This window comes from Chromatiales bacterium (genome assembly GCA_014762505.1).
Lineage (GTDB): Bacteria > Pseudomonadota > Gammaproteobacteria > SpSt-1174 > SpSt-1174 > SpSt-1174.
Genome location: JABURS010000043.1, coordinates 236,491 through 263,012, shown reverse-complemented (window position 1 = coordinate 263,012; position 26,522 = coordinate 236,491). Strand labels below are relative to the sequence as shown.

Annotated in this window: 20 protein-coding genes; 13 read left to right on the top strand and 7 right to left on the bottom strand. The window is 58.0% G+C overall.

Features of this window, described 5'->3' with window-relative positions; genetic code table 11:
* Positions 1-57: 57 nt before the first annotated feature.
* The 4 genes from HUJ28_12990 to groES form a co-directional block, all read right to left on the bottom strand.
* Positions 58-2,094 carry a TonB-dependent receptor gene (locus tag HUJ28_12990; GenBank protein MBD3620380.1) on the bottom strand — a complete coding sequence of 679 codons (2,037 nt, stop codon included), beginning with the start codon at positions 2,092-2,094 and terminating at the stop codon, positions 58-60.
* 215 nt (positions 2,095-2,309) lie between these two features.
* Complete coding sequence (locus HUJ28_12985) at positions 2,310-2,852, bottom strand: cytochrome b/b6 domain-containing protein (protein ID MBD3620379.1); 543 nt, start codon at positions 2,850-2,852, stop codon at positions 2,310-2,312.
* Between the two features lie 159 nt (positions 2,853-3,011).
* Entirely contained in the window at positions 3,012-4,649 is a 1,638-nt protein-coding gene (gene groL, locus HUJ28_12980) for a chaperonin GroEL (protein ID MBD3620378.1), read from the bottom strand.
* A gap of 52 nt (positions 4,650-4,701) precedes the next feature.
* On the bottom strand, positions 4,702-4,989 hold the full coding sequence (groES, locus tag HUJ28_12975) for a co-chaperone GroES (protein ID MBD3620377.1): 288 nt from the start codon (positions 4,987-4,989) through the stop codon (positions 4,702-4,704).
* A gap of 722 nt (positions 4,990-5,711) precedes the next feature.
* On the opposite strand from groES, the gene HUJ28_12970 reads away from it, so the two are divergent.
* From HUJ28_12970 to HUJ28_12940, 7 genes are read left to right on the top strand one after another with little or no spacing between them, the layout of a single operon-like run.
* On the top strand, positions 5,712-7,289 hold the full coding sequence (locus HUJ28_12970) for an SAM-dependent DNA methyltransferase (GenBank protein MBD3620376.1): 1,578 nt from the start codon (positions 5,712-5,714) through the stop codon (positions 7,287-7,289).
* A complete protein-coding gene (locus HUJ28_12965; GenBank protein ID MBD3620375.1) occupies positions 7,279-8,646 on the top strand; it encodes a restriction endonuclease subunit S in 1,368 nt (455 codons plus the stop codon). The genes HUJ28_12970 and HUJ28_12965 overlap by 11 nt, the downstream gene beginning before the upstream one ends.
* On the top strand, positions 8,643-9,440 hold the full coding sequence (locus HUJ28_12960) for a hypothetical protein (GenBank protein ID MBD3620374.1): 798 nt from the start codon (positions 8,643-8,645) through the stop codon (positions 9,438-9,440). Before HUJ28_12965 ends, HUJ28_12960 begins: the two co-directional genes overlap by 4 nt.
* On the top strand, positions 9,437-12,598 hold the full coding sequence (locus HUJ28_12955) for a DEAD/DEAH box helicase (protein ID MBD3620373.1): 3,162 nt from the start codon (positions 9,437-9,439) through the stop codon (positions 12,596-12,598). The genes HUJ28_12960 and HUJ28_12955 overlap by 4 nt, the downstream gene beginning before the upstream one ends.
* Complete coding sequence (locus tag HUJ28_12950; GenBank protein ID MBD3620372.1) at positions 12,595-13,359, top strand: abortive infection family protein; 765 nt, start codon at positions 12,595-12,597, stop codon at positions 13,357-13,359. The genes HUJ28_12955 and HUJ28_12950 overlap by 4 nt, the downstream gene beginning before the upstream one ends.
* On the top strand, positions 13,359-16,559 hold the full coding sequence (locus HUJ28_12945) for a type I restriction endonuclease subunit R (protein ID MBD3620371.1): 3,201 nt from the start codon (positions 13,359-13,361) through the stop codon (positions 16,557-16,559). Before HUJ28_12950 ends, HUJ28_12945 begins: the two co-directional genes overlap by 1 nt.
* 25 nt (positions 16,560-16,584) lie before the next feature.
* Positions 16,585-17,286, top strand: a complete 702-nt coding sequence (locus HUJ28_12940) for a hypothetical protein (GenBank protein ID MBD3620370.1) — start codon at positions 16,585-16,587, stop codon at positions 17,284-17,286.
* Positions 17,287-17,940: 654 nt separating this feature from the next.
* Here the strand turns inward: HUJ28_12940 and HUJ28_12935 are convergent.
* Positions 17,941-18,411 (bottom strand): helix-turn-helix transcriptional regulator, encoded by a 471-nt coding sequence (locus tag HUJ28_12935; protein MBD3620369.1) that lies wholly within the window; start codon positions 18,409-18,411, stop codon positions 17,941-17,943.
* A gap of 48 nt (positions 18,412-18,459) precedes the next feature.
* On the opposite strand from HUJ28_12935, the gene HUJ28_12930 reads away from it, so the two are divergent.
* The 6 genes from HUJ28_12930 (at position 18,460) to HUJ28_12905 (ending at position 24,861) form a co-directional block, all read left to right on the top strand.
* Complete coding sequence (locus HUJ28_12930; protein MBD3620368.1) at positions 18,460-18,726, top strand: DNA-binding protein; 267 nt, start codon at positions 18,460-18,462, stop codon at positions 18,724-18,726.
* Between the two features lie 959 nt (positions 18,727-19,685).
* Complete coding sequence (locus HUJ28_12925) at positions 19,686-20,015, top strand: hypothetical protein (protein ID MBD3620367.1); 330 nt, start codon at positions 19,686-19,688, stop codon at positions 20,013-20,015.
* Positions 20,016-20,017: 2 nt separating this feature from the next.
* Entirely contained in the window at positions 20,018-22,027 is a 2,010-nt protein-coding gene (locus HUJ28_12920) for a DDE-type integrase/transposase/recombinase (protein MBD3620366.1), read from the top strand.
* A gap of 1 nt (position 22,028) precedes the next feature.
* A complete protein-coding gene (locus HUJ28_12915) occupies positions 22,029-22,976 on the top strand; it encodes a TniB family NTP-binding protein (GenBank protein MBD3620365.1) in 948 nt (315 codons plus the stop codon).
* On the top strand, positions 22,973-23,995 hold the full coding sequence (locus HUJ28_12910; protein ID MBD3620364.1) for a TniQ family protein: 1,023 nt from the start codon (positions 22,973-22,975) through the stop codon (positions 23,993-23,995). Before HUJ28_12915 ends, HUJ28_12910 begins: the two co-directional genes overlap by 4 nt.
* On the top strand, positions 23,995-24,861 hold the full coding sequence (locus tag HUJ28_12905) for a TniQ family protein (GenBank protein ID MBD3620363.1): 867 nt from the start codon (positions 23,995-23,997) through the stop codon (positions 24,859-24,861). The genes HUJ28_12910 and HUJ28_12905 overlap by 1 nt, the downstream gene beginning before the upstream one ends.
* Before the next feature lie 792 nt (positions 24,862-25,653).
* Here the strand turns inward: HUJ28_12905 and HUJ28_12900 are convergent.
* Both HUJ28_12900 and HUJ28_12895 read right to left on the bottom strand, forming a co-directional pair.
* Complete coding sequence (locus HUJ28_12900; GenBank protein MBD3620362.1) at positions 25,654-25,851, bottom strand: DUF2384 domain-containing protein; 198 nt, start codon at positions 25,849-25,851, stop codon at positions 25,654-25,656.
* Positions 25,848-26,480, bottom strand: a complete 633-nt coding sequence (locus tag HUJ28_12895) for a hypothetical protein (GenBank protein ID MBD3620361.1) — start codon at positions 26,478-26,480, stop codon at positions 25,848-25,850. Before HUJ28_12895 ends, HUJ28_12900 begins: the two co-directional genes overlap by 4 nt.
* Positions 26,481-26,522: the final 42 nt, after the last annotated feature.

The window sequence follows — 26,522 nt, the reverse complement described above, 5'->3', positions numbered from 1 at the left end:
TTTTACCATGAGCCTGGAGGGCGGACCTGGGGCAGGCCCGTTCGAGGCGAGGCCGCCTCAAAAACTCATGGTAAGACCGGCATGGAAGTTGCGGCCGGCACCCGGCAGGCGTTCACCCACCGGTACATCGCTGTCGACCACACGGTTGTAGCCGGCAAGATGATCCTGGTAGCCATTGTCGAAGACGTTGTCCACGCCCAGCGTGAGATCGGCGTTGCGCGTGGCCGCATAGCGCCAGCTCAGGTTGTAGACGGCATAGTTCGCGGTGGTCTGCTCGAGGTTGGTCGCCGACACATCGTCCTGCTCGGCATAGAACACCCCCTCCACACCGAAGACCGAACGCCCGCTCACATAGCTGAGTTCCGCATTCAGGTGCGGGGGTGCGATGCGGTAGAGGTCGTCGTCCACATCGGTGCGCTTGCCACGGGTGTAGCTCATGGCGCCATCCACGCGCAGGGCCTGCGTGAGGCCCAGGCCGAAGCCGGCATCGACACCGTAGAGCTCGGCATCCACGTTGGTAAACTGGAACACCGGGTTACCCATGAAGGTATCGCCATTGGGCACGCCCTGGATGTAGTCCTTCACGTCGCGATAGAACACGCGCGGGGTGAAGTAATGCGCACCGGCCTGCCAGTCGACGCCCAGATCGATCTCGTGACCCACCTCGGGATCCAGGCCGATATCCCCGACATAGACATTGCCGTCGGCCAGCCCGCCCGTGGACTCCATCGGCAGCCACAGGTAGCGCTCCTGGTACGAGGCCGAACGCACCTTGCGCGACAGCCCGACGACCAGCTCGGTGCCGGCGGTCAGCGGACGGCGGAGGTTCAGGGCCCAGTTGAGGTTGTCATCGGTTACCGAGCGGTCGGCGGCGTTGAAGGCGTCGCGATAGGCCGCCACGGCGGGGTTCATCATCGCCATGCTGGAGTCCACCTCGCCCGCGTCCATCGCCACCCGCGTGTAGCGCGCACCGGCCACCAGCTGCCAGTTCCCGCGCCGTCCCTCCCACTCGATATAGGCGCCCATCGGGGCACGCTCGACGTCGTTGTAGGCCACGGTGAGCAGGGTGTCGGTGGCGGCGTCATAGATGTCGCCCTCGTGCACGGTCTTCTGTGCCTCGGCCCCCACGGTGAGCAGGCCGCCGCCGGCGGCGCGGCTGACATCGACCTTCACCCCCCGGTCGTCCGCACTGGTCAGCGAGCGGCGCAGGGTGGTGGCGCTGGGGCGCAGGTGGTAGTTGTCCATATCGTGCTCGCCGTCGCTGCGCCATGCCGTCACGTTCACGCCATGCGCGCCCAGGGTACCGGCGTAGGACAGCTGGTAGCGGTCGGCCTCGTTGCGGTAGGTGTCCATGGCCAGGGCCGGGGTACCGGCCGGGCCACCATCGTCCCGCGCGAATTCCAGACTCCAGATCCCGCCGCCGGCCCGCAGGCGGTAGCCCAGCTCGTAGCTGTTGCGTTCGTACTCGGTCGCGCCGATGGTGCCATGCGCATAGTCGGTGTCGTTCGCCTGCTCGCGGCTGGCGGCGACCCACAGCTGCTGGGTGTCGCTGGCGACGGCCGCATTCGCGCCCAGGGCATGGCCCTCGTTCACGCTGGTCGCCCCCGCGGTCACACGACGCTGGGTACCGGCCTCGAACGCGGGCCGCCAGGTCTCGGCCACCATCACCCCGCCTATGCCCTCCTGTGCCACGCTCACCGGGGCCACGCCGCGATACACGGTGAGGCGCTCGAACAGCGGGGCGGGGGCATAGGACAGCGGCGCATCCATGGCGTTGGTGCAGGCCGACACGGAGGGCTGGCCGTTCACGCTGACGTCGATGCGGTCACCGAACAGGCCGCGGTACTGGGCGATACCCGACAGGCTGCCGTTGCGGTTCACATCGGCACCCGGCACCGACTTCAGCAGCTCGGCGACTGTCGCAGAAGAGGGCGTGAGGGCGTCCCTGCCCTGCACGATGGGCTCGGCTGCGGTGTCTGCCTCGGCCTCGACCGCAATCGGGGCGAGCGCATCGGCGGCCTGGGCAGACATCCCGGAAAGACTGAAGGCGATCGCCATGGCAAGCGACGCCGGCATCTGGCTGGACTGTTTCATCACGGCTCCCATGTTTGTTATGCCGACCTTGGGAGCAAATGCGATGCCAAACTCGATTAAGCCAGGTTATTCATATACATACCATATACGAGAACAACGAATAACGGTCAACTGCGGCATATCACACACCGGTTGCCCGCCACACTGCGGCATTTCCCGCAGGCAAAAAGAGACCCGCCGGGGCGGGTCAGGCAACCACACTGAGGGAAGAGGTCTTACTCGGGCGAGACAGGCTTGCGCCCGGTGAACATGGCCCGCACCAGGTTCTCGCGATGCAGCAGACTGGAGACGAGCACACCGGCCACGTGTCCGAACACCAGGAACAGGGTGAGATTGGCGAAAAACTCGTGCACATCCTCCCAGGCGTGCCCCACCTCCTCGGTGAGGATGCCGGTGGTCGCGGTCAACACCAGCGAGACCAGCAGGGCAAAAATCATCCAGGCACCCGCCGGATTGTGGCCGAGGTAATGCCGCGGTCGCAGTGTGAGCAGCGACCGCAGGTAGGCCTGCACCTCCCGCGGGCGGAACCAGAAACTCGTAAACCGGGCATGGCGCGTACCGATCAGCCCCCACACCAGGCGAAAGCCGACCAGACCGAGCACCGCGTAACCCGCGAACTCGTGCACGGCCTCGAGCTCGTCACCCGTGAAATAGGCGGTGAAGAAGAACGTCACCAGCGCCCAGTGAAAGACACGGACTGCGATGTCCCAGACGGGCACGGTACGCGGTTCGCGATCGATAATGGTGGTCTCTGTCATGGCATGGCTCCTCTGCAGCATGTGGCCAAGGATAACCATGGAAACTTAAGTGGAACTTAAAGGGGGGTTAGGCGGAGAATCCGGTTCGCCTATCGCCCAATAAAAAGGCCCCGCATCCGAGGATGCGGGGCCTTTCGTCGGGCCGTTGTGCGACCGGGCTTACATCATGCCCATGCCGCCCATGTCGCCCATGCCGCCGGCCGGGGCCGGGGCGTCCTTCTTCGGCAGCTCGGCGACCATCGCCTCGGTGGTGATGATCAGGCCCGACACGGACGCGGCGTTCTGCAGCGCGGTGCGGGTGACCTTGGCCGGATCGAGGATACCCATCTCGATCATGTCGCCGTATTCGCCGGTGGCGGCGTTGTAGCCGTAGGTGCCTTCGCCCGCCTCGACGTTGTTGACGACCACGGAGGCCTCTTCGCCGGCGTTGGAGACGATCTGGCGCAGCGGCTCTTCCATGGCGCGACGCGCGATGTCGATACCGGTGTTCTGGTCGTGGTTGTCACCCTTGAGGTCCTTGATGGCCTGCAGCACGCGCACCAGCGCGACGCCACCGCCCGGCACCACGCCTTCCTCGACGGCCGCACGGGTGGCGTGCAGGGCGTCTTCGACGCGGGCCTTCTTTTCCTTCATTTCCATCTCGGTGGCGGCACCGACCTTGATCACGGCCACACCGCCGGCCAGCTTGGCCACGCGTTCCTGCAGCTTTTCGCGGTCGTAGTCGGAGGTGGCTTCCTCGATCAGGGCACGGATCTGGTTGACGCGCGCCTCGATGTCGGAGGCCTGGCCGGCACCATCGATGATGGTGGTGGTTTCCTTGGTCACCTGGATCTTCTTGGCGCGACCCAGATCGTCCAGGGTGGCCTTCTCCAGCGACAGGCCGACTTCCTCGGAGATCACGGTACCGCCGGTGAGGACGGCGATGTCCTGCAGCATGGCCTTGCGGCGATCACCGAAGCCCGGGGCCTTGACGGCGGCGACCTTGACGATGCCGCGGATGTTGTTCACCACCAGGGTGGCCAGGGCCTCGCCCTCGATGTCCTCGGCGATGATCAGCAGCGGCTTGCCGGCCTTGGCCACGCCTTCCAGCACGGGCAGCAGGTCGCGGATGTTGGAGATCTTCTTGTCGTGGACCAGGATGAAGGGGTCATCCAGTTCCGCCGACATGCTCTGCTGGTTGGTGACGAAGTAGGGCGACAGGTAACCGCGATCGAACTGCATGCCTTCGACCACATCCAGCTCGTTGTCCAGGCCGGAGCCTTCCTCGACGGTGATGACACCTTCCTTGCCGACCTTCTCCATGGCCTCGGCGATGATCTTGCCGATGGACTCGTCGGAGTTGGCGGAGATGGTGCCCACCTGGGCGATGGACTTGGTGTCGGTGCAGGGCTTGGACAACGTCTTCAGCTCGGCCACGGCGGCGTGCACGGCCTTGTCGATGCCGCGCTTGAGGTCCATCGGGTTCATGCCGGCGGTGACGGCCTTCATGCCTTCACGCACGATGGCCTGGGCCAGCACGGTCGCGGTGGTGGTGCCGTCGCCGGCCACGTCGGAGGTCTGCGAGGAGACTTCCTTCACCATCTGCGCGCCCATGTTCTCGAACTTGTCTTCCAGCTCGATTTCCTTGGCCACGGAGACGCCGTCCTTGGTGACGGTCGGGGCGCCGAAGGCCTTTTCCAGCACCACGTTGCGGCCCTTCGGACCCAGGGTGACCTTGACGGCGTTGGCCAGGATGTTGACGCCCTTCACCATGCGCTGGCGGGCATCGTTACCAAACTGTACTTCTTTAGCGGACATGTGTTCCTACCTCTTCAAAGCGTTGAATTCGAACGAACTGCGGTGGCGGTGATCACTCGATCACGGCCACGATGTCTTCTTCGCGCATGACCAGCAGGTCTTCGCCTTCGACCTTCACCTCGGTGCCGGCGTACTTGCCGAACAGCACCTTGTCGCCGACCTTGACGGCCATGGCGATGGTCTCGCCGGCGTCGTTCTTCTTGCCGTCACCGACCGCGACGATCTCGCCACGGGCCGGCTTCTCGGCGGCGCTGTCCGGGATCACGATGCCACCGGCCGTGGTCCGTTCTTCTTCCATGCGCTTGACGATCACGCGGTCGTGCAGGGGACGCAGCTTCATGTTGAGTTCACTCCTTTATCAGGTAGTTGAATGCGAAAGTCGTGTTGTGGTTGTTAGCACTCTGGCTAAGTGAGTGCTAATGATAGTGACGCCCCGACCGAAGTCAAGACCACCGGTGTCGCCTGCCAATAAGGTTGATAGCTTTGCCAATAGACTTGATAGTCAGGTTGGCGTCTCGCCACGGCGCCTCAAACCCGAAATATTTATTATTTTCAGCTAGTTAAGAAAACTCCTCGTTGAGAATTATTCGCAAGGGACCCGCCGGATCTGCGATTTGGACCGCATTTCACCCTAGAAAACGCCCAAGATATCGCCCTTCAGTCCTTTGGCGACTTAAACCGCCGACCTCGCGCCAGGCCGCCGTTTGCGTGATAGTATCCCCGCTGAAAAGGGAGATTTGACGAGCGTGCCGTTACCGCTATCTGGAGCGATATTCAGCCCCAGAGGGCCGCTTCCAGTAGGGATCATCCTGCGTCGATAACCCTTGTTTGGCCCCAGACCGCGTGTCAGGGCGATTTCCAAACGAGAACAAGACGCAGTTGCAAGCTCACGAGCCAGAAGACAGCCCTACAATTCGGTCCCAGCCCGCTCGGGCCAAGCCCAAAGACCCATCTCTCCCGCATGCCCGGTGCCAATTTGCCCCCAAACAGGCACACGCACTAGACCGCCCGAGGTGCAAACGACAGAATTTCGGGTGCTGCCCGAAAAACCAAGGACCAACCATGGCCAACGTTAAAAACAAGAACAAAAACCGCGGCAAGTCCGATACCCAACTGGGGTTTGAGGCAGAACTTTTCAAGGCCGCGGACAAGCTCCGCGGCAACATGGAGCCCTCGGACTACAAGCACGTCGCCTTGGGCCTGATCTTCCTGAAGTACATCTCGGATTCCTTCGAGGCCAAGCATGCCGCCCTACTGGCCGAAGACGAGCAGGCCGCAGAAGATAAGGACGAGTACCTCGCCGACAACATCTTCTGGGTCCCCAGGGATGCGCGCTGGGCCCACCTCAAGGCCAACGCCAAGCGCCCCGAGATCGGCACCCTGATCGACGACGCCATGCGCGCCATAGAAAAGGAGAACGAGTCCCTCAAGGGCGTACTGCCCAAGGACTATGCCCGCCCTGCCCTGAACAAGATCATGCTGGGCGAGCTGATCGACCTGATCTCCGGCATAGCCATGGGCGAAGACGGCCACAAGTCGCGGGACGTACTGGGCCGCGTCTACGAATACTTCCTCAGCCAGTTTGCCGGCGCCGAAGGCAAGCGCGGGGGCGAGTTTTACACCCCTCGTTCTGTGGTACGGGTCCTGGTGGAAATGCTCGAGCCCTATCAGGGGCGCGTCTATGATCCCTGCTGCGGTTCCGGCGGCATGTTCGTACAGTCGGAGAAATTCGTCGAAGAACACGGTGGACGCATCGGCGACATCGCCATCTACGGCCAGGAAAGCAACTACACCACCTGGCGCCTCGCCATGATGAACCTGGCCGTGCGCGGCATCGACGCCGACATCCGCTGGAACAACGAAGGCAGCTTCCACAAGGACGAGCTGCGCGACCTGCGCTTCGACCACATCCTCGCCAACCCGCCCTTCAATATCTCTGACTGGGGCGGCGACCGCCTGCGCGAAGACGCGCGCTGGCAGTTCGGTGTGCCGCCGGTGGGCAACGCCAACTATGCCTGGCTGCAGCACATCTACTGGCACCTGGCGCCGTACGGCACCGCCGGCGTGGTGCTGGCCAACGGCTCCATGAGCTCCAATCAGAGCGGCGAAGGTGAGATTCGCAAGGCCATGGTCGAGGCCGACGCCGTGGACTGCATGGTGGGCCTGCCCGGGCAGTTGTTCTACTCCACCCAGATCCCCGCCTGCCTCTGGTTCCTCGCCCGCAACAAGTCCAACGGCAAGCGCGGCAAGGAGACATTACGGGACCGGCGCGGCGAGGTGCTGTTCATCGACGCCCGGAATATGGGCACACTGGTGGACCGCACCCGGCGCGAACTCAGCGAGACCGACATTCAGAAGATCGCCGATACCTATCATGCCTGGCGCGGTGAAAAGGACGCCGGAAAGTACGAAGATATTCCCGGCTTCTGTAAGAGCACGACGTTGGAGGAAATCCGAAAGCACAACCATGTACTCACGCCCGGCCGCTATGTCGGTGCAACCGAGCAGGACGATGATGGGGAGCCGTTTGAAGAGAAGATGCGGCAACTCAGCAAGCAGTGGCGGGTCCAGCAGCAGGAGGCAGCACAGCTAGACGCGACGATCGCAGCCAACCTCAAAGGACTTGGGTATGGCGAGTGACGGTCTCGACACCCCCTACGGGCAATTTGCCGGCGATTTTCTGGCGGATGACCTCGCGAACCTGTGCGACCCCACCTCAGGAATCCAGACCGGTCCGTTCGGAAGCCAATTACATCAAAAGGACTACGTGCCCGTAGGAACCCCGATTATCACGGTCGAACATCTCGGTGAAAATCGCATCCTTCATCGAGATCTGCCTAGAGTATCTGACGCTGACCGAGACCGGTTATCGCGCTATCTACTTCGGGAAGGAGACATCGTCTTTAGCCGCGTCGGCTCTGTTGATCGACGTGCGTTGGTACGACAAGAAGAAGATGGGTGGATGTTTTCCGGTCGATGCCTAAGAGTACGTCCGAATCCCGGAAAGATCGATTCGTCCTATCTTTCCTACTTCTTCGGGCATCCTACATTCAAGGAGCATATCCGCGCGATAGCTGTCGGTGCGACAATGCCTTCGCTTAATACATCGCTCCTTAGCAGCGTAATTGTTCCTCATCCTCCAGATCTAGATGAACAACGCGCCATCGCCCACATCCTCGGCACGCTGGACGACAAGATCGAACTCAACCGCCGCCGCAACCAGACCCTGGAGGCCATGGCCCGCGCGCTGTTCAAGGACTGGTTCGTCGACTTCGGCCCCGTCCGCGCCAAGATGGAAGGCCGCGAACCCTACCTCCCCCCCGACCTCTGGCAGCTCTTCCCCGATCGGCTGGATGATGAGGGAAAACCGGAGGGGTGGAAGATGGTTCCTGCGAGCGAGCTCATTGAATTCAACCCAACCGAAGCGTTGCGCAGGGCCACCCCAGCACCGTATCTCGACATGGCCTCACTACCAACGTCAGGCAGCTGGCCCGATGTGCCGATCCTGCGGGAGTTTGGAAGCGGGATGCGTTTTCGTAATGGCGATACCCTGCTGGCGCGCATCACACCCTGTTTGGAGAATGGCAAGACGGCCTTCGTTCAATGTTTGCCGAACGAAACCGTCGGATGGGGGTCGACCGAATACATCGTGATGCGACCGAAAGCACCGGTGCCACCCGCTTATGGCTACCTACTGGCGAGAGACGGTGCGTTCCGTGACCATGCAATCCGAAGCATGACTGGAACCTCGGGCCGTCAACGCGCCCAGGGGGATTCGGTTGCCGCATTCAAAGTGGCCTCACCATCTGATGCTAAGTTGTGGGAAACCTTTGGCCATCAGATCACGCCGCTGTTTCAAAGCATAAAGGCCAATGCGGAAGTCTCGGTAAATCTTGCCGGTCTCAGAGATACTTTGCTCCCAAGACTGATCTCCGGCGAGCTGCGCATCAAGAATGTCGAACGATTTATGGAAAACATCAACGAGGGAACGGAATGAGCGAAACGGCTGGCCTCTCACTGGCAGCCGCCTACTCGGGCAGCGAACAGCAGGTTCGCTGGGCAGGGAACGCGGTTGAGGACAAGGATGAGTTTGCTGACTACCTACGGAAGGTCGTCGCGCCACGCGTAACGGACAGCGCTTCGGGTTTCGCGGCGGACCTCCGGGCCCTTGCGACGACCGGCATGGCGACCGAATTCGTCGAGCACGCACTGAAAGCTGTCCCCAAACCAAAGGGTTGGGAGGTTGGTGAAGCCTTAGCCGAATGCGTGCTCGAAACCAACGGTGGCCGGGAGGTCCGTTGGCCCTGGAACACCGCGCGCGACAGGCGCACGCCGCGCGCCAGCCTGCCGGGGGCCGACCTGGTCGGCTTTTGCCTGGAGGGCGACGAGGTCCTGTTGTTGTTCGGTGAGGTCAAGACCTCCTCGGATGCCAACACGCCGCCTGGGGTGATGTCTGGCGGCAGCGGCATGATCTGGCAGCTTGAGGAGAGCGCTTCCCGCCTCGACATACAACTTTCACTTTTGCAGTGGTTGCAGGCTCGCTGCAAGGAACAACCATACCGGGACTATTACGAGCGGGCGGTCTCCCGCTATCTGGCCTCTCGGGGAAGGGAACTGCTGCTGGTCGGGATCCTGGTACGTGATACCTCGCCGAGTGAGCAGGATCTCAAGGCACGCGCCAAGACCCTTGCCAAGAATCTCGACGCGCCCATGCGGGGTGAACTCATTGCCTGGTATCTACCGATTCCGATCAAGGAGTGGGCAGATCTGTTGGAGGAGGCAGCGGCATGAGCAGTACCTCCTGGATCATCCAGTCCTTGGGTGAAGGTCGTCTGGATGAGGCTAAGACCGAGGCGACGCGCCGCAGATTGCTGGCTGCCCTCGGGGCGGCGGGCGACCATGGACTGGATGATGCATCGCTGCAGTTTGTCTCCGATACCTTGCTCCTGCAGGTACTGGAGCACCTCGATGACGAAGATGTGAGCGAGCTTCGTCATGCGGCGGCGGGGGCTTTCGAAGTGGCGCGCGTTCTACCGTTGGCAAAGGAGCCGATCGATGCTGGTGAGGCGTTGCTGCGCGTTAGCTGTTTGGGTTTTCTCGCTGATCGCGGTGCCGATGTGCGTCGTATGCTTGTCGATGGCGCATTGCCAGACTTATCGCTCGACGCAGAGGACTGGGGTGAGCGCGTCTGGGCCTCCATCATGGCACTCTGGTTGCGGCTGATGCGCAAGTCCGGCTGGGATGACCTCGATACTGTACAGCAACTGGTGGCCCGCCTCCGGGATGAGCAGCGGCAGTATGAACCGGCCTACCTCGAACAAGCAGAGCAGCAACAGGATGCGCGTCCGGCCTGGTCATTGATGACCGCCTACCACTTGGCCAAGGCGGCGGAGCTCCTTGGTACCTATCTGGTTCAGGGCGTGGTCGATGGCCACTATGACATCCGTGAGCAACTGGAAGCCCAATTCGACCGAGCAATCGCCACTTCCGGCAGTGGTTTGTCCATGGCCCGGGAAACGCTGGCGCGCCTGCTGGCGCGGACGTCGCGGACCATGGTCGACAACAGCATCTGGACGGTCACCCGGGCAGTCAACAGCCGGGTGACGAAGTTTGTGCAGTCGCTAACCGACCGGGGGCGTGCGCAACCCATCTTCGAGATGCTGCCCCCACAACGTTGCACCTTGCGAGAGGAGGGGCTGCTGGGGTCGGGTCACCGTTCTGTTGTGGTAAGTCTGCCCACATCGAGCGGAAAGACCTTTATCGCCGAATTCCGGATGCTTCAAGCCCTGAATCAGTTCGAGCACGAACGCGGCTGGATCGCCTATCTGGCACCGACCCGGGCATTAGTGAATCAAATTGCGCTGCGCCTTCGCCGGGACTTTTCGGGCTTCGGCGATATTGTCGAGAAAGTCAGCCCAGCGCTGGAAATCGACGGCCTCGAAGCCGACATGCTGACCGAACAGGATGAAAAGCGTCAGTTCCGCATTCTGGTGACCACGCCGGAAAAACTGGATCTCATGCTGCGAAGCGGATGGGAAGAGAAGATCGGTCGCCCTCTCACGCTCGTGGTTGTCGATGAGGCACACGGGCTGGCCGGTGATTCGAGAGGACTGAAGCTCGAATTGCTGCTGGCAACCATCAACCGGGAGTGCCGCTACGCCCAGTTCCTTCTGTTGACCCCATTTATCCGCAACGCGGGTGATATCGCGCGTTGGTTGGCGCCGGATAGCCACAAGCATATCGAACTCGGGATAGACTGGATTCCCAATGACCGAGTGATAGCGATCGCCCGACCGACACAAGGGGAAAAGCGCGGCAGCTTTAGTGTAAAGCTGGTTACGCAACACACGTCGCGCAATACGATGGATATCCCGGAATCACTGACTATCAGCAATGCGCAGCCGCTGGGCCTGCGCTGGTCAGATGTTAGCCATTCTCCTGGCAAGCTGGCGGCGGCAACGGCTCAATCGATTAGACACCGGGGCACCGTCATCGTGCTGGCGGATAAACCACGTAACACTTGGGGAATCGCCAATGCCTTCAAGCACGATGACAACCGGGTTGAACCTAACAACGAAGACTTTGCACCTATTCGTCAGTTCTTTGCCGACGAAATGGGAGAGGATTTTCCATTAACTTCCCTCATTGAGTATGGCATCGGTGTTCACCACTCGGGTCTTTCTGAAGATACCCGAACGCTCGTGGAGTGGATGATGGAACGCTCCATGTTGAACGTGCTGGTGGCGACGACAACCATCGCACAGGGAGTGAATTTCCCAGTGTCGGGGGTTGTGTTTGCCAGCCATCAATATCCGTATGGCCAAGATATGCCGCCGGAGGACTTCTGGAATATAGCCGGACGAGCGGGCCGCGTCGATCAAGGGGATATCGGCATTGTAGCTCTGGCAGCTCCCGATGACGCAAAGGCTGAACAGCTTAAGCAATTTATCGCCAAACAAGTGGGTGAGCTGAACTCGACCCTCATAGATATGGTGCAACAAACCGTAGGTCAGGGCGGCTTGCTACGCCTTGAGACGCTTGCTTGGCAGCCAGGCTGGTCAGCATTTCTACAGTATTTGGCGCATACATATCGGCAGATTGGGGATCATGAGCGATTCGCCGCTGAAGTTGAGCAGGTGCTTCGCGGCACCTTGGGCTTTCAGGCGCTACGAAAGAGTCATCGAGGGTGGGCAGATGCTTTAGTACAAGGCGTCTACAACTATGCCGAACGTATCAAAGGCAAGCCGCTGAAGCTAGTTGACTCCACAGGCTTCTCCTGGGAGTCGGTGAGCAATACCCTGGTTCGGCTAAATGAGTCCAACTTGTCCGACGCCGTCTGGTCGCCGGACCTATTCAGTACGCGCCAAGGTGATCTCCAGCGCATGTTAGGCGTATTGCTACAAGTGCCGGAGTTGCGTGATTCTCTCCATTATGTCACAGGCGGGCGACAACCCAATGGAAATAAATTAGCCAGAATCATCTGCGATTGGGTGCAGGGGAAACCGTTGACGGAAATGGCCGTTGAACATTTCGGGACCGATGAATCGGGGCGCACCAGGGATCAGGCAGATGCGATGTCTCAATGCTGTCGCAGTGTTTTCGGGAAGCTGACTCAGACCGCGTCCTGGGGGTTGTCAGCCTTACAGGCATTAACCCTTGGTGATCGGCTTGATGAGTTGTCCGCTGATGATCAGCGGCTCATACGAAATCTCCCGGCCCGGGTTTATTATGGCGTCAATTCAGATGAAGCCGTTGCACTTCGTTTGCTTGGCGTGCCACGAACGGCAGCACAGCCACTGGCGCGCACGCTCAAGCTCAGCGGCGGTGATTCCCTAGCTGATGTACGAGCGAAACTGCGAAGCGCCAAAGTTGACGACTGGAAAAGCGCCCTTGGGCCTCGCGGCGAGAGTTATCATCGGGTGTGGGCAATCATTGAGGGCAAGGCATGACGCTCGACTGGTGCCCTGGGATCCGCCTGGCTTGTAGCCACTGGCGCGATACTCCTATGTTGCAGCAAACCTTCGAGGCACTGGAACGCTCACTGGAACAGAATAATGACTCCTGCATCGATTGTTCTAAAGCCGTTGTTGAAGTGATATGCCGTGTGATCGTAGAGAGCTTCCATTCACCTCTGGCATCGCTCAAGCCACCTCAGGAAACACCTTCCCTTTCTGATTGGCTAAGTGCGGCCGTACGAGCCCTAAAGCTCGGCGACGTTCGTGATGAGAAGTTCAAGAAGTTGGTATCTAGCCACCATAAACTTGCTGATGCCTTGAATGACTTGCGTAACAAAGGAGGCCCTGTCAGTCACGGCAAAGACCCTTATCTCGCGAGATTAGCTGCGCACCACCAGCGCACAGCCGTACTAGCCGCAGACGCTATCGTCGCTTTCCTCTATGAGGCGTATCTGGAGGCAACACTTGATCCCATTAGTTCGCGCGAGCCATGGGAGCACTTCGGCGAGGATAACGAATTGATCGATGCGCATGTGGGGCTGGCCGTGGAAACCGACGACGATGGTCTCACCAGCCTGCGATTCCTGTTACCGGGAGGTGATGCCCTGCCGCTGACGATCGAAGTCAGCCGCTTGCTGTATCAGCTCGACCGCGAGGCCTACGTGGAGGCCCTAAACGCGGCCCGCAACGCCAGAAGCACTGAAACCGCAGAGCCTGCAGCTGGCCCCGGACAGAATATGGAGGCAGCAGGCTGATGGCATTTCTTTCCGAAGCCCAACTGGAAACCGCGCTGCTGGAACGGCTCGCAGGTCTAGGCTTTGCCTGCGCCTCGGACGAGATCATTGGCCCCGATAGCAAACACCCGGAGCGGGAGGCCTATGACGAGGTAGTGCTGAAGGATCGGCTTGAGACCGCTATCGCGCGTCTGAACCCAAACTTTCCGGCCGAGGCACGAGCCGACGCCGTCCGCCGCCTCACGCAATCCGAACTTCCCAACCTGCTTGAGGAAAACCGCCGTATTCACCGCCTACTCACCGACGGCGCAGATGTAGAGTATTACGCCGAGGACGGTGTATTGACCGCCGGCAAGATTCAGCTACTCGACTTTGAATGCCCAGAGCGAAATGACTGGCTAGCGGTGCAGCAGTTCACCGTGGTGGCAGGTCATTACAAGCGCAGGCCGGATGTGGTGGTGTTCATCAACGGCCTGCGCCTGGCGGTCATCGAGCTGAAGGCCCCCGGTGGCGAAACGGCCACCCTGACCGGGGCCTTCAACCAACTACAGACGTACAAACAGCAGATCCCAGCACTGTTTCGCACCAATGCCTTGCTGGTGACCTCGGACGGGCTGTCTGCGCGGGTGGGCTCACTGTCGGCCGACCTCGAGCGCTTCATGCCCTGGCGCACCACCGATGGCACACGTATCGAGCCCAAGGGATCTGCAGAGATAGGTACCCTGGTCGAGGGCGTGTTTGAGCCGAGGCGATTCCTCGATTTGCTGCGGCACTTCACCGTGTTCAGTGAACGCGCCGATGGCCTAGTCAAGATCATTGCAGGCTATCACCAGTTCCATGCGGTTAGGAAAGCGGTTGCGTCCACGCTACGAGCCAGCCAGAAGGATATCCAAGCGGAAGATCCAGCCGAGTATGGCCTGCCTAGCGTGGACAGCCAACCTAAAGGTGATCGTAAAGCTGGCGTGATCTGGCATACACAGGGTTCCGGCAAAAGCCTGCTGATGGCCTTCTATGCGGGCATGCTGATCTTTGAGTCCCGCATGGAGAACCCCACACTGGTGGTACTCACGGATCGCAATGATCTGGACGACCAGTTGTTCGCCACCTTCGCCAGCTGCCGCGACCTGATCCGCCAGACACCGATTCAAGCCGAAGGCCGGGAGGACCTGCGTGAATTGCTGAATCGGGCGTCCGGCGGTGTGATTTTCACCACATTGCAGAAGTTTGGGGCTGTCGATGAGCCGCTGACCACCCGCGCCAACGTGGTGGTGATCGCCGATGAAGCCCACCGAAGCCAGTATGGTTTCCGAGCCAAGATCGACGCGAAGACTGGCGACGTATCCTACGGCTTCGCCAAGTACCTCCGTGATGCGCTACCCAATGCCTCCTTCATCGGGTTCACGGGGACCCCTATCGAGGCTACCGACGTCAATACGCCGGCCGTGTTTGGCCACTACATCGACATCTACGATATCAGCCGCGCCGTTGAAGACGGCGCCACGGTGCCTATCTACTATGAGTCCCGGTTAGCCCGTATCGAGCTGGACGAGGACGAAAGGCCGCTCATTGATGCCGAGATCGACGCCCTGCTCGAAGGTGAAGATGAGGGCAGCGCCGAGCGCACCAAGCAGAAGTGGTCCACCGTCGAGGCATTGGTGGGTAGCGACAAGCGCCTGGCGCTAGTTGCCGCGGATCTAGTGCAGCACTTCGAGGACCGCATTGCCGCACTGGATGGCAAGGCGATGGTGGTGTGCATGAGCCGTCGTATCTGCGTGGCACTCTATGACCAGATCATCAAACTTCGCCCCGACTGGCACAGCGATGACGTCAACGAAGGGGCCGTGAAGGTCGTAATGACCGGCTCAGCCAGTGACCCAGCAGAGTGGCAACAGCATATTGGCAACAAGGCCGGGCGCGATCTTCTCGCCAAGCGCGCGAGGGACCCCGGCGACCCCCTTAAGCTCGTGATCGTACGGGACATGTGGCTGACCGGGTTCGATGCCCCCTGCATGCACACCATGTATATCGACAAACCGATGCGGGGACATGGGCTAATGCAGGCCATCGCCCGGGTGAATCGCGTATTCAGGGACAAACCGGCCGGACTGGTGGTCGATTACATCGGCATAGCGCAGAGCCTCAAATCTGCCCTCGCGCAGTACTCCAAGCCAGATCAGGACAAGACCGGCATCGACGAAGCCGAGGCAGTGGCGGTGATGCTCGAGAAGTACGAGATCGTGCGCGCCATGTTCCATGGACTCCACTACCTGGACGCACTCGATGGCACGGCGCAGGAACGCCTATCGATGATGGCCGCTGCGATCGAATGGATTCTATCCAGACAACAGGAGTGGGCAGCTACAGAAACCACGCCGGAGGGTAAAAAGCAGGCCCATCGGCGCTATGCCGATGCCGTGCTTTCCCTTTCCCGCGCATTTGCCTTGGCCTCCTGCTCAGATGAGGCGCGAGAGATCCGAGAGGAGGTAGGGTTCTTCCAGGCCGTGCGTGCCGCCCTGGCGAAGTCGTCCGCCACCAATGGCAGTTCGCGCCAGGACCGGGAACTTGCCGTGCAACAGATCATCAGCCGTTCGGTAATATCCACCGAGATCGTCGATATCCTCGCGGCCGCAGGGATCCAGTCGCCGGACATCTCCATCCTGTCGGACGAGTTCTTGCGGGAAGTCCAGCAAATGGAGAAGAAAAATCTGGCGCTGGAAGCCCTGCGCAAGTTGCTCAACGACAGTATCCGGTCCCGCAGCCGAACGAATGTCGTGGAAACCCGAGCCTTCACCGAGCGATTGGAAGATGCCATCGCCCGGTACCACGCCAATGCAATCACCACCGCCGAAGTTCTCCAGGAGCTGATACAGCTTGCCCACGAGATCCGGGCTGCCCGGGCGCGTGGGGAGGAAGAAGGCCTCTCCGAAGAAGAAATCGCCTTCTACGACGCCCTCGCAGAGAACGAATCGGCTGTCGAGGCTATGGGCGATGACCAGCTTCGGGTCATCGCACACGAACTCCTTCTGAGTCTACGGAAAAACGTAACGGTCGACTGGGCCCACCGAGAGTCGGCCCGAGCACGCATGCGTGTTCTCGTGAAACGGATACTAAGGAAGTACGGCTATCCACCTGATCTCCAGGATGCCGCCGTTCAAACGGTCCTACAGCAAGCTGAAGCGCTCTCTTCCGCTTGGCAACCACATAGTGTGCATACGCAGTAGCTGATCATCCAAACACTCAAATACTATGATCAACCAACATCCCGACCACCTGCGACATCCGGATGAGATTTGCAGCACGGACCCACGCAATCGCTCTTACGACCTGACTCTTCATGACATGCACGAAGTGGCGGCAAGACTGGCACTGAATCAGTCGGTTCCGGAAGATATCGCCGTTCAATTCGAGACATCAAAGAATGTCTATCTCTATTCGTGGTTCGTGTACCGGTTCTATCCAGTGGCTCGGCTGCATGCATTAACCGTATTAGAACTCGCGTTACGCAATCGATTTGAGGCGGAGCTACCAGACAGTTACCGTGGATTTAAAGGCAGGACAACACTAAAAAAGATGATTCAATATGGCAAAGATGTCGGTGTTCTACAGAATGAAGCGTTCGAGAGCCATCGACACAGGGCGGAGGTTCGAGCAAGGACACGTCATTTTTTCGAGATGGTTGAATACATGTCGAACAATGACATCGAAACAATGGAGGTCGATGAAAGCAAGATTGAAATCACCGATGAAGACCGGGCCTTTGACACCCTAGGAATGCTCATAGACAGCCTACCGGCGATTCGTAATCTACATGCGCATGGAAGCACACATTTGGATAACGATGCCTACACCACGCTGAAAATCGTATCCGAGATCATTAATCAGCTGTGGCCCTTGGATGCCGGCGCAAGCGATACACCGAAAAACGAAACCGGTGAGCCAGACGCATAAACACTAATGTCAGGACATGGGCCTTGGCCCGGAGCGCACCCTAAACAGTCGCAATGTACGAATCAGTTCCTGTCGCCAGTGGCGCTCGGCCGCAAATGGCTTCCATGCAGCCCGATGGAATTCCCAAACGATGTACCCCCATAGAGCCAGCAGCACGGCCAGCGCCGGAACCGCTTCATAGGCGGCACCGATTACCGCCCATGAACGAAGCGTCAGGAGCATGAGGACCCCCACGCTTAGTGCGAGCAACACACAGCCCACCGCAAAAGCGACCCACGGCGACCGAATATGAAGCCCTTCATCTTGCTCGGAGCACCGCAAATCGCCCGATCGCATCAGATGGCGGATATCTCGAGGTCCCATGATGCCGGCGTCCCTGAGATGATTGATGTACTCCCGAAGCCTGCGCCCACCTTCGCGACCGTATAGGCAGGCGAATCTCGCCGATTCATAGGGCTCCGAGGCGGCTGCAAGCCGACCATACTCGTTATCCTGGAGATCATCGAACTTCCCGGAAGCCAGCCGCCGATACCGAATCGACGCCTTTAACCCCGGAAGCCCCCACCGCCAGTACCACGGGGAATCGGCCGGAATGACGTCGTCGGGATCTGACGCTCTCCGAAAGAGGCGGTGAAATCCACTCATCTGCAGGCCCTATTTTGCCTTGGGTATCTTTCCAATCAGCCCGGGAATCGAGGTGACGTCAACCTTCTCAGCCTGCCGTCCGCTGTATGCCGCACAGAGGACCTTGAAGAACTCGCGACGCGACTCCAGCGGCAACAGGTTACCTTGGGCATCAGTCCCGATAGCGTCGACAACATCATAGATCTCATACAGGAGTTCCGGCGGAGAGAACCGAAGCTCCGGGCCAGCGCTCCCCCGACTCCCAAACAGAATGTAGAACACGTCCAGCCCCAGATCGGCGATCGCGGAGAGGTACTTGAGATTAGGGGTATTGGTCTCTCTCTCATACAGGTACTGCGTCATCCGATTGATGCCGATCTGTTCAGCCAACTGAATCTGGGTATAGCCGTGCGCCTCCCGCTCCTGGCGTAAACGGGCCGCTAACCCCGGCTTGAAGGGGTTCTTGCTATTTAATTTATTATCATTACTTGCATTGTTCATACTTTTATTATATTTGTTATCGAAATTTATGCAATCTCGTCGAATTTAATGGCTCAAACACCCGAAAAGATCCGTGAGGAGTTTGCGCGACACGGCCTTAGCGTCGCCGAATGGGCCCGACATCATGGGTTTTCGCCGGCCCTGGTCCACCAGGTCCTCGCCGGGAAGCTACGGTGTATGCGGGGACAGTCCCACGTCATTGCCGTGCGCCTGGGCCTCAAGAGCGGAGTCGTAGGCGAGGTGGCAGATCTGCCGTTTTATGAAGGGGAAAATCAGGAATGCGCCGACAGCACTGATAACCATCGACCGAAATAGAACAGGCCCGCACATGGCGGGCCTGTGATTTTTGCGGATAACGGAGTGCGTTACCCACGATTCGCACTCCAAGTATCGTCCTCCGTTATCCCACTGTCAACAACTGCCCCCGGAGCGCAGAGAGGGTGCTTTGCGCCTGCTCCAGGCCCGGGACGGCATGGATAACGAACGGAGGATCACGATGCACTTGGAACGCCACTTCGTGCCCTTGAGGCACCCCGCGGCCGGCCCCTCAACAGGACCTGGCGGCTGCAATCCCCACGGTCCCTCGAAATAGGGGGCCGCCATGCGCAAAAAGCACCCACAAACGGAGACTCCCGCGCAGAGGCGGCCGCGGAACATTCGAACCGACGTCCCTTACCGCGGGGTCGGTGGCATTCCGATGCCGAACGGCGAGGACTTCCTCCAATGGGAATCCTATCTCGAGCGCCTCGCGTTACGCACCCTCTTGCTTTGTTCTGATATTACGGTCGTTGGCACTCAACCGTCGATTCCATACCGGACCGACACTGGAGCTGTCCGCAGTTATACACCTGACATACAGATTGAGCTCGCTGGAAACACCATCTTTGTTGAAGTGAAACCGCTAGCTCGGCTGCTGGAGAATGACACACGCGAACGCCTGAGCACACATGCGCAGATGATCAATGACCAGGGCTTTGCGCTCCACTACCTCACCGATGATCAACTGGATAAGACCAGCGTTGTCAGTCGCAACGTAAACTTGCTTGCTGGATATATGAATCGACGTCTACCCGACGAGGATATCGCTCGCATCAGGAGATGCGCGGAGTCCCAACCAACGATAGGCGAGTTAGTCGACCCTTCACGCCCCGAGGCCAGCCTGGCCGCCGTCTACATCATGATCGCCACGAAACGGCTCATGGTCAGCTTCAAACATCCCATCACCCAGGAGTCTCGGGTTTCACTTCCACATCACGGACATGAAGGACTTCTCTATGCGCAAGTTCGCAATTCGGGTCGGCATGGTAGTGTTCTGGAACGACTGGTTCTGGAAGGTGGACCGGAAGCTAATCGATGCCTGGCGGCTGAATCGGCTCGGGGACAACAGCGTATCCATCGTCGACCTCAGACATTTTGGTGACCTGCTGGGTCGTGGAGAGATTGTTGTGATATCCGAGCAGATGAACTCACCCTTGCTATCGCTCTCGCGTGACGGACTTATGGCGCTCGCGAAACAGCTCAAATATGCGCACTTGGAATCGGAAATGGACGGCATTTCCGCGAAAGCAATCGGCGCCGCGCCATTTTCCCGAAGCCGGAGATAGCCATGGCAGCGCGTACACTACTTACGGAAGGCCTGGTCATCTCGCGTGATGGCCTCTCCTATGAACTGCGTCGCCGTATTGGGAGCCGCCTCCAGTTTGAGACGATCCAGACAGGTGAAATCATCGATCTGACAGAGGCTAGTTTTTTCGACGAGCTGCAGTCTCGTCGCGTCGTCATCATCCCGGTTGTCTCAACAGAAAAAGAGCTGGCATTGCATCCTGATCAATTGGAGCGGCCATATGATCCACCTCGCGTCATGGACCTATCCGAGATCGAGAACGAGAAGGCGAAAGCCGATCTCATGTTACGTATTCGATACATTCTCCACATGCGACGACTGGGTATTTCGCGCGGCTGCCTCGACCTACTCAAGGACGAGATCCCCCGTGCCGCCTCCGATTTGAAAGACGAAAAACCGCCAGCGGCGTCGACTTTAAGTCGCTGGATGCGCATCTATGCGGACAGCAATGACGATCCATATTCCCTGCTTGATCGCCGCGCGATCCCTGCCGAGCGTAAACGGCGCTCGAGTGAGCATCAACAGATCATAGACGACATTCTTGAAGAGCAATACTTATGCACCCACTCGCAGCCTGTATCTAGTATTTATCATGAATATGAGCAACGTCTGCGCACATTCAATCAATCACTGGTCGAAGCTAATCGCCCTATCGAAATCAAGATTAGCGAACGCACGCTATATCGCATCGTCGGAGAACTCGACCGATACGAAGTCCTCGTTGCGCAACATGGGCGTGCCGAGGCCCGACGAAAGTGCCGCCTGATTAAAGGTCACTTACCAGCCGACTATCCGCTTGAGTATGTCGAAATCGATCACTCCCTAGTCGACCTTTTCGTCATTGACGATCAACTATTCATACCCCTCGGCCGCCCATGGATCACGATCATTCGAGATCGCTTCTCAGGTGCCATTATTGGGCTATATATTTCGTTTTCCGGGCCCCGGGTTGACTCTATCTTTGGAGCACTTAGACATTCCATCTATCCACACACCAACACCCCCGCTTTTTTTCACGATATCGAGAATCAACTCCCATGGGGACTTGCCACCACTTACGTCACTGATCGCGGTGCTGACTTTCTCTCCGAGCGTTATCGTTTGGCAGTTCTACAACTCGGTTCACACTATGAGTACTGTGCCGCACGAACGCCGTGGTTCAAAGGTCCTGTAGAGCGCTTTTTCCGGGAACTGTCTTACCTACTCGAGACCATGCCAGGAAAGACGTTCCCTCGACTGGATCTCCGCAAAGACTATGATCCTGCTAAACACGCTGTTGTGCGCTTCACTAGCTTTGTCTGGATACTATATAAGTGGGTGTGTGACATCTATAACAATTCGCTTTCGGAGCGAAAGCACGGTCGGCCGCTCGATCTTTTCAACGAGGGCATCGAAAAGGTGCCCCGCGTATTCCCGCACAACCCGGAAGTCGTCGAAACCCTACTAGGCACACGGCATTCCGGCTCTTTACGTCACGATGGCGTTCGCAAGCACCATTTGCATTACGGTAACAGCACGCAGCTTGCGGACCTGTTTCGCTGGAAAGGCGGAAAATCATCCAAGGTGACTTTTCATCTAAATGAGAATGATCTCGGCCAAATCCGCGTTCTGGATCCCCGTACTCGCGAGTTTTTCCCCGTCCCGTGCTTAAGGCCCGAGTATGCTGAAGGCCTCTCCCTTCTACAGCATAACCTGATTAGGGACACAGCGAGGCGTAACTATGGCGACAAAATAACCGATGAAAGCCTGTGGAAGTCCCGCGAACTCATTCAAGCACAGATTGTGGATGAGTTGGAACGCAAATCGACATCACCCAAAAAGCAACTGGCGCGGTACGCGGGCATAAACTCTAACCAGGTCATCGCCGGCGAATCGAGCTCGATCATCACTGCTGTCGAAAAGCCTGTTTCAGCTCCTTCCGACCCAGGAGACAGCAGCGACTTGGGGCCTTCGATCACTACCAAACCGTCATTTGGCTGGTCGGTACTCTAGGATGCAGGCCCGCAATCTCTCCCTTGCATTATCGAATAGCAGCTCTTCCGGAGAGCGTGTTGCTCACTCGATAACACCGGCCGAACTGCGTGAGCAGGCCCTCAAAGGAACGCCGCAGGAGCGGGCGGAGTTCGTCCGAACTATTACTGTTCCGCACCCGCAGTTTGCAGAAGGCCTGAATATCCTAGAAGAAACCTTGTCGCGGTCCTCGATACCGGACCCCGGCGGCGTCCGTATCGTCGGTGCCAGCGGTCTCGGCAAGTCCTTCATATGTCGGCACTTTCTTCAAAAACACCCCACCATCATCGGCGATGATAGCGTATCGATACCGGTCCTCTTTATCCAGTTAGAAGCCTCTCTCTCGGGGCTGGACTTGGTACGTCGTCTCCTGGTCGCCCTTGGCTTCCCCTTTAGCCAAGGGCAGAATCGCGTCGACCTCAGCGATTTGGTTTCTGAAGGTATGCGAACCCGGAACGTACAATTCTTACTCATCGATGAGGCCCAGGAGTTCGCGGAAGGGCGCGGAGAGTCTCGCGCTAGTGTTATAGGGAATACACTCAAACGCATCTACGACAACACCGATATCCCCCAAGGCTTTCTCGGAACCCCTTTGCTCGATCGATTCTTTCATATCTGCGACCAACTGGCGTCGCGCATTAGTGCAGAACACCGGCTTGTGCCGTTCGAGTTTGATGCGACATTCTATGGCGTGCTTGATGCTTTCGACGAGGCGCTTCCCCTAGAGAGGCGCTCCTTCCTCAGCGAACGCTATGCGCATCCTATTTACCAGTGTACGAAGGGGAATATGCGCGCCTTGCGTCGCCTTCTTTCGGCTGCAGTGTTGGCTGCATCCATTGAAAACGCTTCCGCACTCCGGAAGACCGATCTTATCGCTGCATTTCGGCAGGTTTTCGGAACGGGATCTCACCCGTTTGTGAAGAGGCGATGAACTTGCTTGGGACTATACCCTTATTATTTACCTGTCGCCCCATAATCGGGGAGTCATTAGTCGGTTTTCTCCTAAGGCTGACCGAGGGAAACGGACTCCGGAACCCTAACCAGATTCTTCAACACTTGAACGGCCGAACATCGCGGCCGCCCGGAGTCTCTGACGTAGGCCGCTTAGCGGAACTTTGCAACTGCCACCCCGACGAAGTTTCTCAATTATTCGGTTTCGGGGTGAAAACCGGTGCTTGGGGTACCATGTGGCGCCTAAACGGCGAACCAATAACAAAACCATATTTTATTTCGTCCCGCAGCCTGGCTTATTGTCCTCTCTGCCTGATATCGGAACCATATTTACGTGCAGAATGGGAACTCACGCTGAATACCTGCTGCCCGATGCACAATGTGTCATTACTTCGCAACTGCCATGAATGTGGTCGCGCTCTACGGTGGAAACGCCCTGGTGTGTCTATTTGCACCTGCGGCGCCAGATTGACCGATGCTATAGCACTGGGCACAGACGGCTTCCCATTATTTATCGCCTCATTGATTCGGCGGGCCATCGATTCTCATTCCTCCCCGACCCAGTGTCGCTCGCTATCGCATGAGATAAGACAAAAACTAGCCAATCTATCTCTCGATGGATTATTCAAGACACTGTGGCTCTTGGGCGAGGTGCTTCCTACTCTCGCGCCCGGCCGCCACAAAGATCGTCTACCAAAGAAATGCAGCACTTCGGATCTCGTGCTGGAGCGGGCTCACACGGTTCTATCACACTGGCCAGAACGGTTTCTCGCAGCGTTGCCAATCAGCAATGATACCAAGACCACGAACTCGGAAGAACACAAGACCAGACAAGAATATAACGCGGTATACGAATACCTATCGGAGGACATGGGCAGTGAGGAGTTCCGCTTCATTCGGCTAGCGTATGAGTATCAGCTTAATCGATCGTGGGGCAGACGAAGGAGGACCATCAGTAGATCTCGCCCCTGGCAGATTGAGTTACCACTGGAGTATTAATGCCCGCTAAGAACGAAACTTTGATTCAGGATGTAGACCCTAATTTCGCCGTCGTTCCGGCTGGCACTTTAATCCCTGAAATGGTGCCTCTTCATAATCGTCTGATTTCCTATAAAGAATTTCTGCCAGGAGAATCCCTCACATCGTGGTTACTTCGGCTCTCTCACGCGAATCGAGTACCAGTTGTTTCTATCAAAAGACTCCTCGAGATCAGCACCCTGATCTCTGACCTAGATATTCGCGCAACTAACAAGCAGTGGATAAATATCCAAGAGTTCCTGAAGACCGACGTCGAGAAGCGTTGCAGCTTCGATGCGAGGCTTATCCGACCCGAGTTCAATCAAGAGCCCTTCATCAAGTATTTCACCAAGGACCACCAGGGGTCAGTACACCGGTTTTGCCCAGCATGCTTGGCGGCGGACACCCCTTACTTTCGTGCTAAATGGCGACTTAACTTTTATGTGATGTGCGAACAACACCATTCGATCATGTTGAATGCTTGCACTTGCGGACACATCCAAAGGCCCGAGTATGCCCCGGATGATTTTCTCGTCAGGACACCAGACGCATTCTGCTACTGTGCTAGTTGCCAAAGAGATCTTCGCAAACAAGAACCCATTCCATTCCCACACGATCACGCATGGCGCTGGCATCAGAACAGACAAAGAAGACTTTGGAAGATTATCCAATATGGATTCGAGCAGGTTGGTAAGAGCGATGCAGCTCGGGCGGTGTCTGGGAAAGAAGCCATTTCTCACTGTCTGAAGAAAGACAAAGGACAATCCGCGCCCCGAATTCCGATGGAATTCTCCTACGAAAGGGTATTCGATGGCGCAATCGCCGATCTATTTGGTGATAGATCCTGAATGCATTATCACAAAAAGAGGGATGGGTGGGGCATGGATACAAAAACAGCGTGCTATGGCCTCTTTCCATTCATGACGTTTACCTCAAACCCCCCACGCATACGCCCTTAGCAAGTGTCATCACCGTAATCGGTTATGATTGGCGTTCCGAGATCTCCGTGGTCGACATGGGCAAGGTAAGCGTCGCCGTAATTTCGTGTCATCCAGTCAATCGCAGCGGCATCATGGCATCAAGATCAACACCAGTGAGCATTGGGTCGAAAACGGCGGTGATCTTGTCGTTCACCAGATTGATCTGACAACATCCGTGCTTCGGCAGCAGCGCTCATTAACCAGCAGTTGCTGACACTGCCGGAATCAGATACGGATGCCATCGCATAGGTCAATGGCCAGAGATGCAGTCTAGATAAGAGAGAATTCGGTAGCCCTCCCGGGCGTGGCCATGAGCAGGGCCGAGACGCCTGGCACGTGCCTGTTCTAGGTCGAGATCCAGTGAGTCATAATTGTTCGGCCTCCACCGGTCCGACTATAGAGACGCACATAGATCTCGATAACCGCACGGCATTCCTGCACTCCGAGATCAGCGACGTCGAGCCTCGTCAGCCCCTCTGCTGCCTTAAGCGCAGCGGAGCGTTTTCGAGGATTTGCACACTATAGTGCTAGATTTGACCGGGGACAGCATGGCGGCAACAGGGCGAGGCGCCCAGGATAAGGAACGGGCAAACATGTCGATGATGCCGATTCAGGCCAGTCCCAGCTGACTATTCTCAGTAGAGATTCAGACCCTTCGAGTTAGGTGATAACGCCGTGCTCGAGGCGGCCGATAAGGTCGCGTACAACTTTGGTTCCATCCTTAAATTCTAGGAGTTCCAGCGGGGCTCGCCCACCCAAGGCCTTTGCGGGCGTACGCAACCAGCGTTCGGCTGCGACCTGATCACCATCGAATAGCTGCAGGGCCGCTTGATAGATATCTGCTCGGAGCGAGCTCATGGCTTCAGTTTACGCATAGCGATGTCCCGGAAACCACTGATTAACTGGTAATAGATGAATATTACACTGATTGTCGGTGTTATCAGAATACTGAACATCACTATGCCAAAGTATCCTACGAGTAGATGCTGTTTGCGATGAACTCTATCCGCAGTTCCGACGGGCTCTGCGACCACTTCATTGACACCGTTGATCAAGTGCCTTGAATCATACCGAGAGCTTTTGAGAGTCAGTGCCACCACATCGGGCAAGGAGATAGGAATATCAACCCGATCACCCTCCGCCGTACGTTTAGAGACGCCCCCGTTGTCCTGAATTCTGGATAGGTTGGGTTCCGCCGCAAGCTCACGAATCAAAGCCGACTCCACTCGCAGCAGCCATGCCCGGTCGACGTCGATTGGCGCGACTATCAAGCACGTACGCTCAAGTTGAGAACGCGCCGTACGGTAGAAGTCGATCCCTATGGCTAAAGCTTCGTCGGTTGACATCGGCTTATAGATTACCGACTTGCGAGCATCGGCCAGACTCTCAGCATCGTACACCCAGTAACTACCGGTCATATGCAACCTTATATGCTCGCGGGTTCGGTAAAGAACCTGCTCTGACATACCCACATAGTAGGGGAGCACGCGATCTCCAGCATCAATGCACCATACGTAAACCCCCGAGAA

Coding starts and splice junctions, on each gene's coding strand:
- HUJ28_12910 (MBD3620364.1), top strand. CDS start 22,973: ATGAACTTGCTTGGGACTATACCCTTATTATTTACCTGTCGCCCCATA.
- HUJ28_12915 (MBD3620365.1), top strand. CDS start 22,029: ATGCAGGCCCGCAATCTCTCCCTTGCATTATCGAATAGCAGCTCTTCC.
- HUJ28_12935 (MBD3620369.1), bottom strand. CDS start 18,411: ATGAACAATGCAAGTAATGATAATAAATTAAATAGCAAGAACCCCTTC.
- HUJ28_12960 (MBD3620374.1), top strand. CDS start 8,643: ATGAGCGAAACGGCTGGCCTCTCACTGGCAGCCGCCTACTCGGGCAGC.
- HUJ28_12990 (MBD3620380.1), bottom strand. CDS start 2,094: ATGAAACAGTCCAGCCAGATGCCGGCGTCGCTTGCCATGGCGATCGCC.
- HUJ28_12985 (MBD3620379.1), bottom strand. CDS start 2,852: ATGACAGAGACCACCATTATCGATCGCGAACCGCGTACCGTGCCCGTC.
- groL (MBD3620378.1), bottom strand. CDS start 4,649: ATGTCCGCTAAAGAAGTACAGTTTGGTAACGATGCCCGCCAGCGCATG.
- groES (MBD3620377.1), bottom strand. CDS start 4,989: ATGAAGCTGCGTCCCCTGCACGACCGCGTGATCGTCAAGCGCATGGAA.
- HUJ28_12940 (MBD3620370.1), top strand. CDS start 16,585: ATGATCAACCAACATCCCGACCACCTGCGACATCCGGATGAGATTTGC.
- HUJ28_12945 (MBD3620371.1), top strand. CDS start 13,359: ATGGCATTTCTTTCCGAAGCCCAACTGGAAACCGCGCTGCTGGAACGG.
- HUJ28_12920 (MBD3620366.1), top strand. CDS start 20,018: ATGGCAGCGCGTACACTACTTACGGAAGGCCTGGTCATCTCGCGTGAT.
- HUJ28_12900 (MBD3620362.1), bottom strand. CDS start 25,851: ATGAGCTCGCTCCGAGCAGATATCTATCAAGCGGCCCTGCAGCTATTC.
- HUJ28_12955 (MBD3620373.1), top strand. CDS start 9,437: ATGAGCAGTACCTCCTGGATCATCCAGTCCTTGGGTGAAGGTCGTCTG.
- HUJ28_12965 (MBD3620375.1), top strand. CDS start 7,279: ATGGCGAGTGACGGTCTCGACACCCCCTACGGGCAATTTGCCGGCGAT.
- HUJ28_12950 (MBD3620372.1), top strand. CDS start 12,595: ATGACGCTCGACTGGTGCCCTGGGATCCGCCTGGCTTGTAGCCACTGG.
- HUJ28_12905 (MBD3620363.1), top strand. CDS start 23,995: ATGCCCGCTAAGAACGAAACTTTGATTCAGGATGTAGACCCTAATTTC.
- HUJ28_12970 (MBD3620376.1), top strand. CDS start 5,712: ATGGCCAACGTTAAAAACAAGAACAAAAACCGCGGCAAGTCCGATACC.
- HUJ28_12930 (MBD3620368.1), top strand. CDS start 18,460: ATGGCTCAAACACCCGAAAAGATCCGTGAGGAGTTTGCGCGACACGGC.
- HUJ28_12925 (MBD3620367.1), top strand. CDS start 19,686: ATGCGCAAGTTCGCAATTCGGGTCGGCATGGTAGTGTTCTGGAACGAC.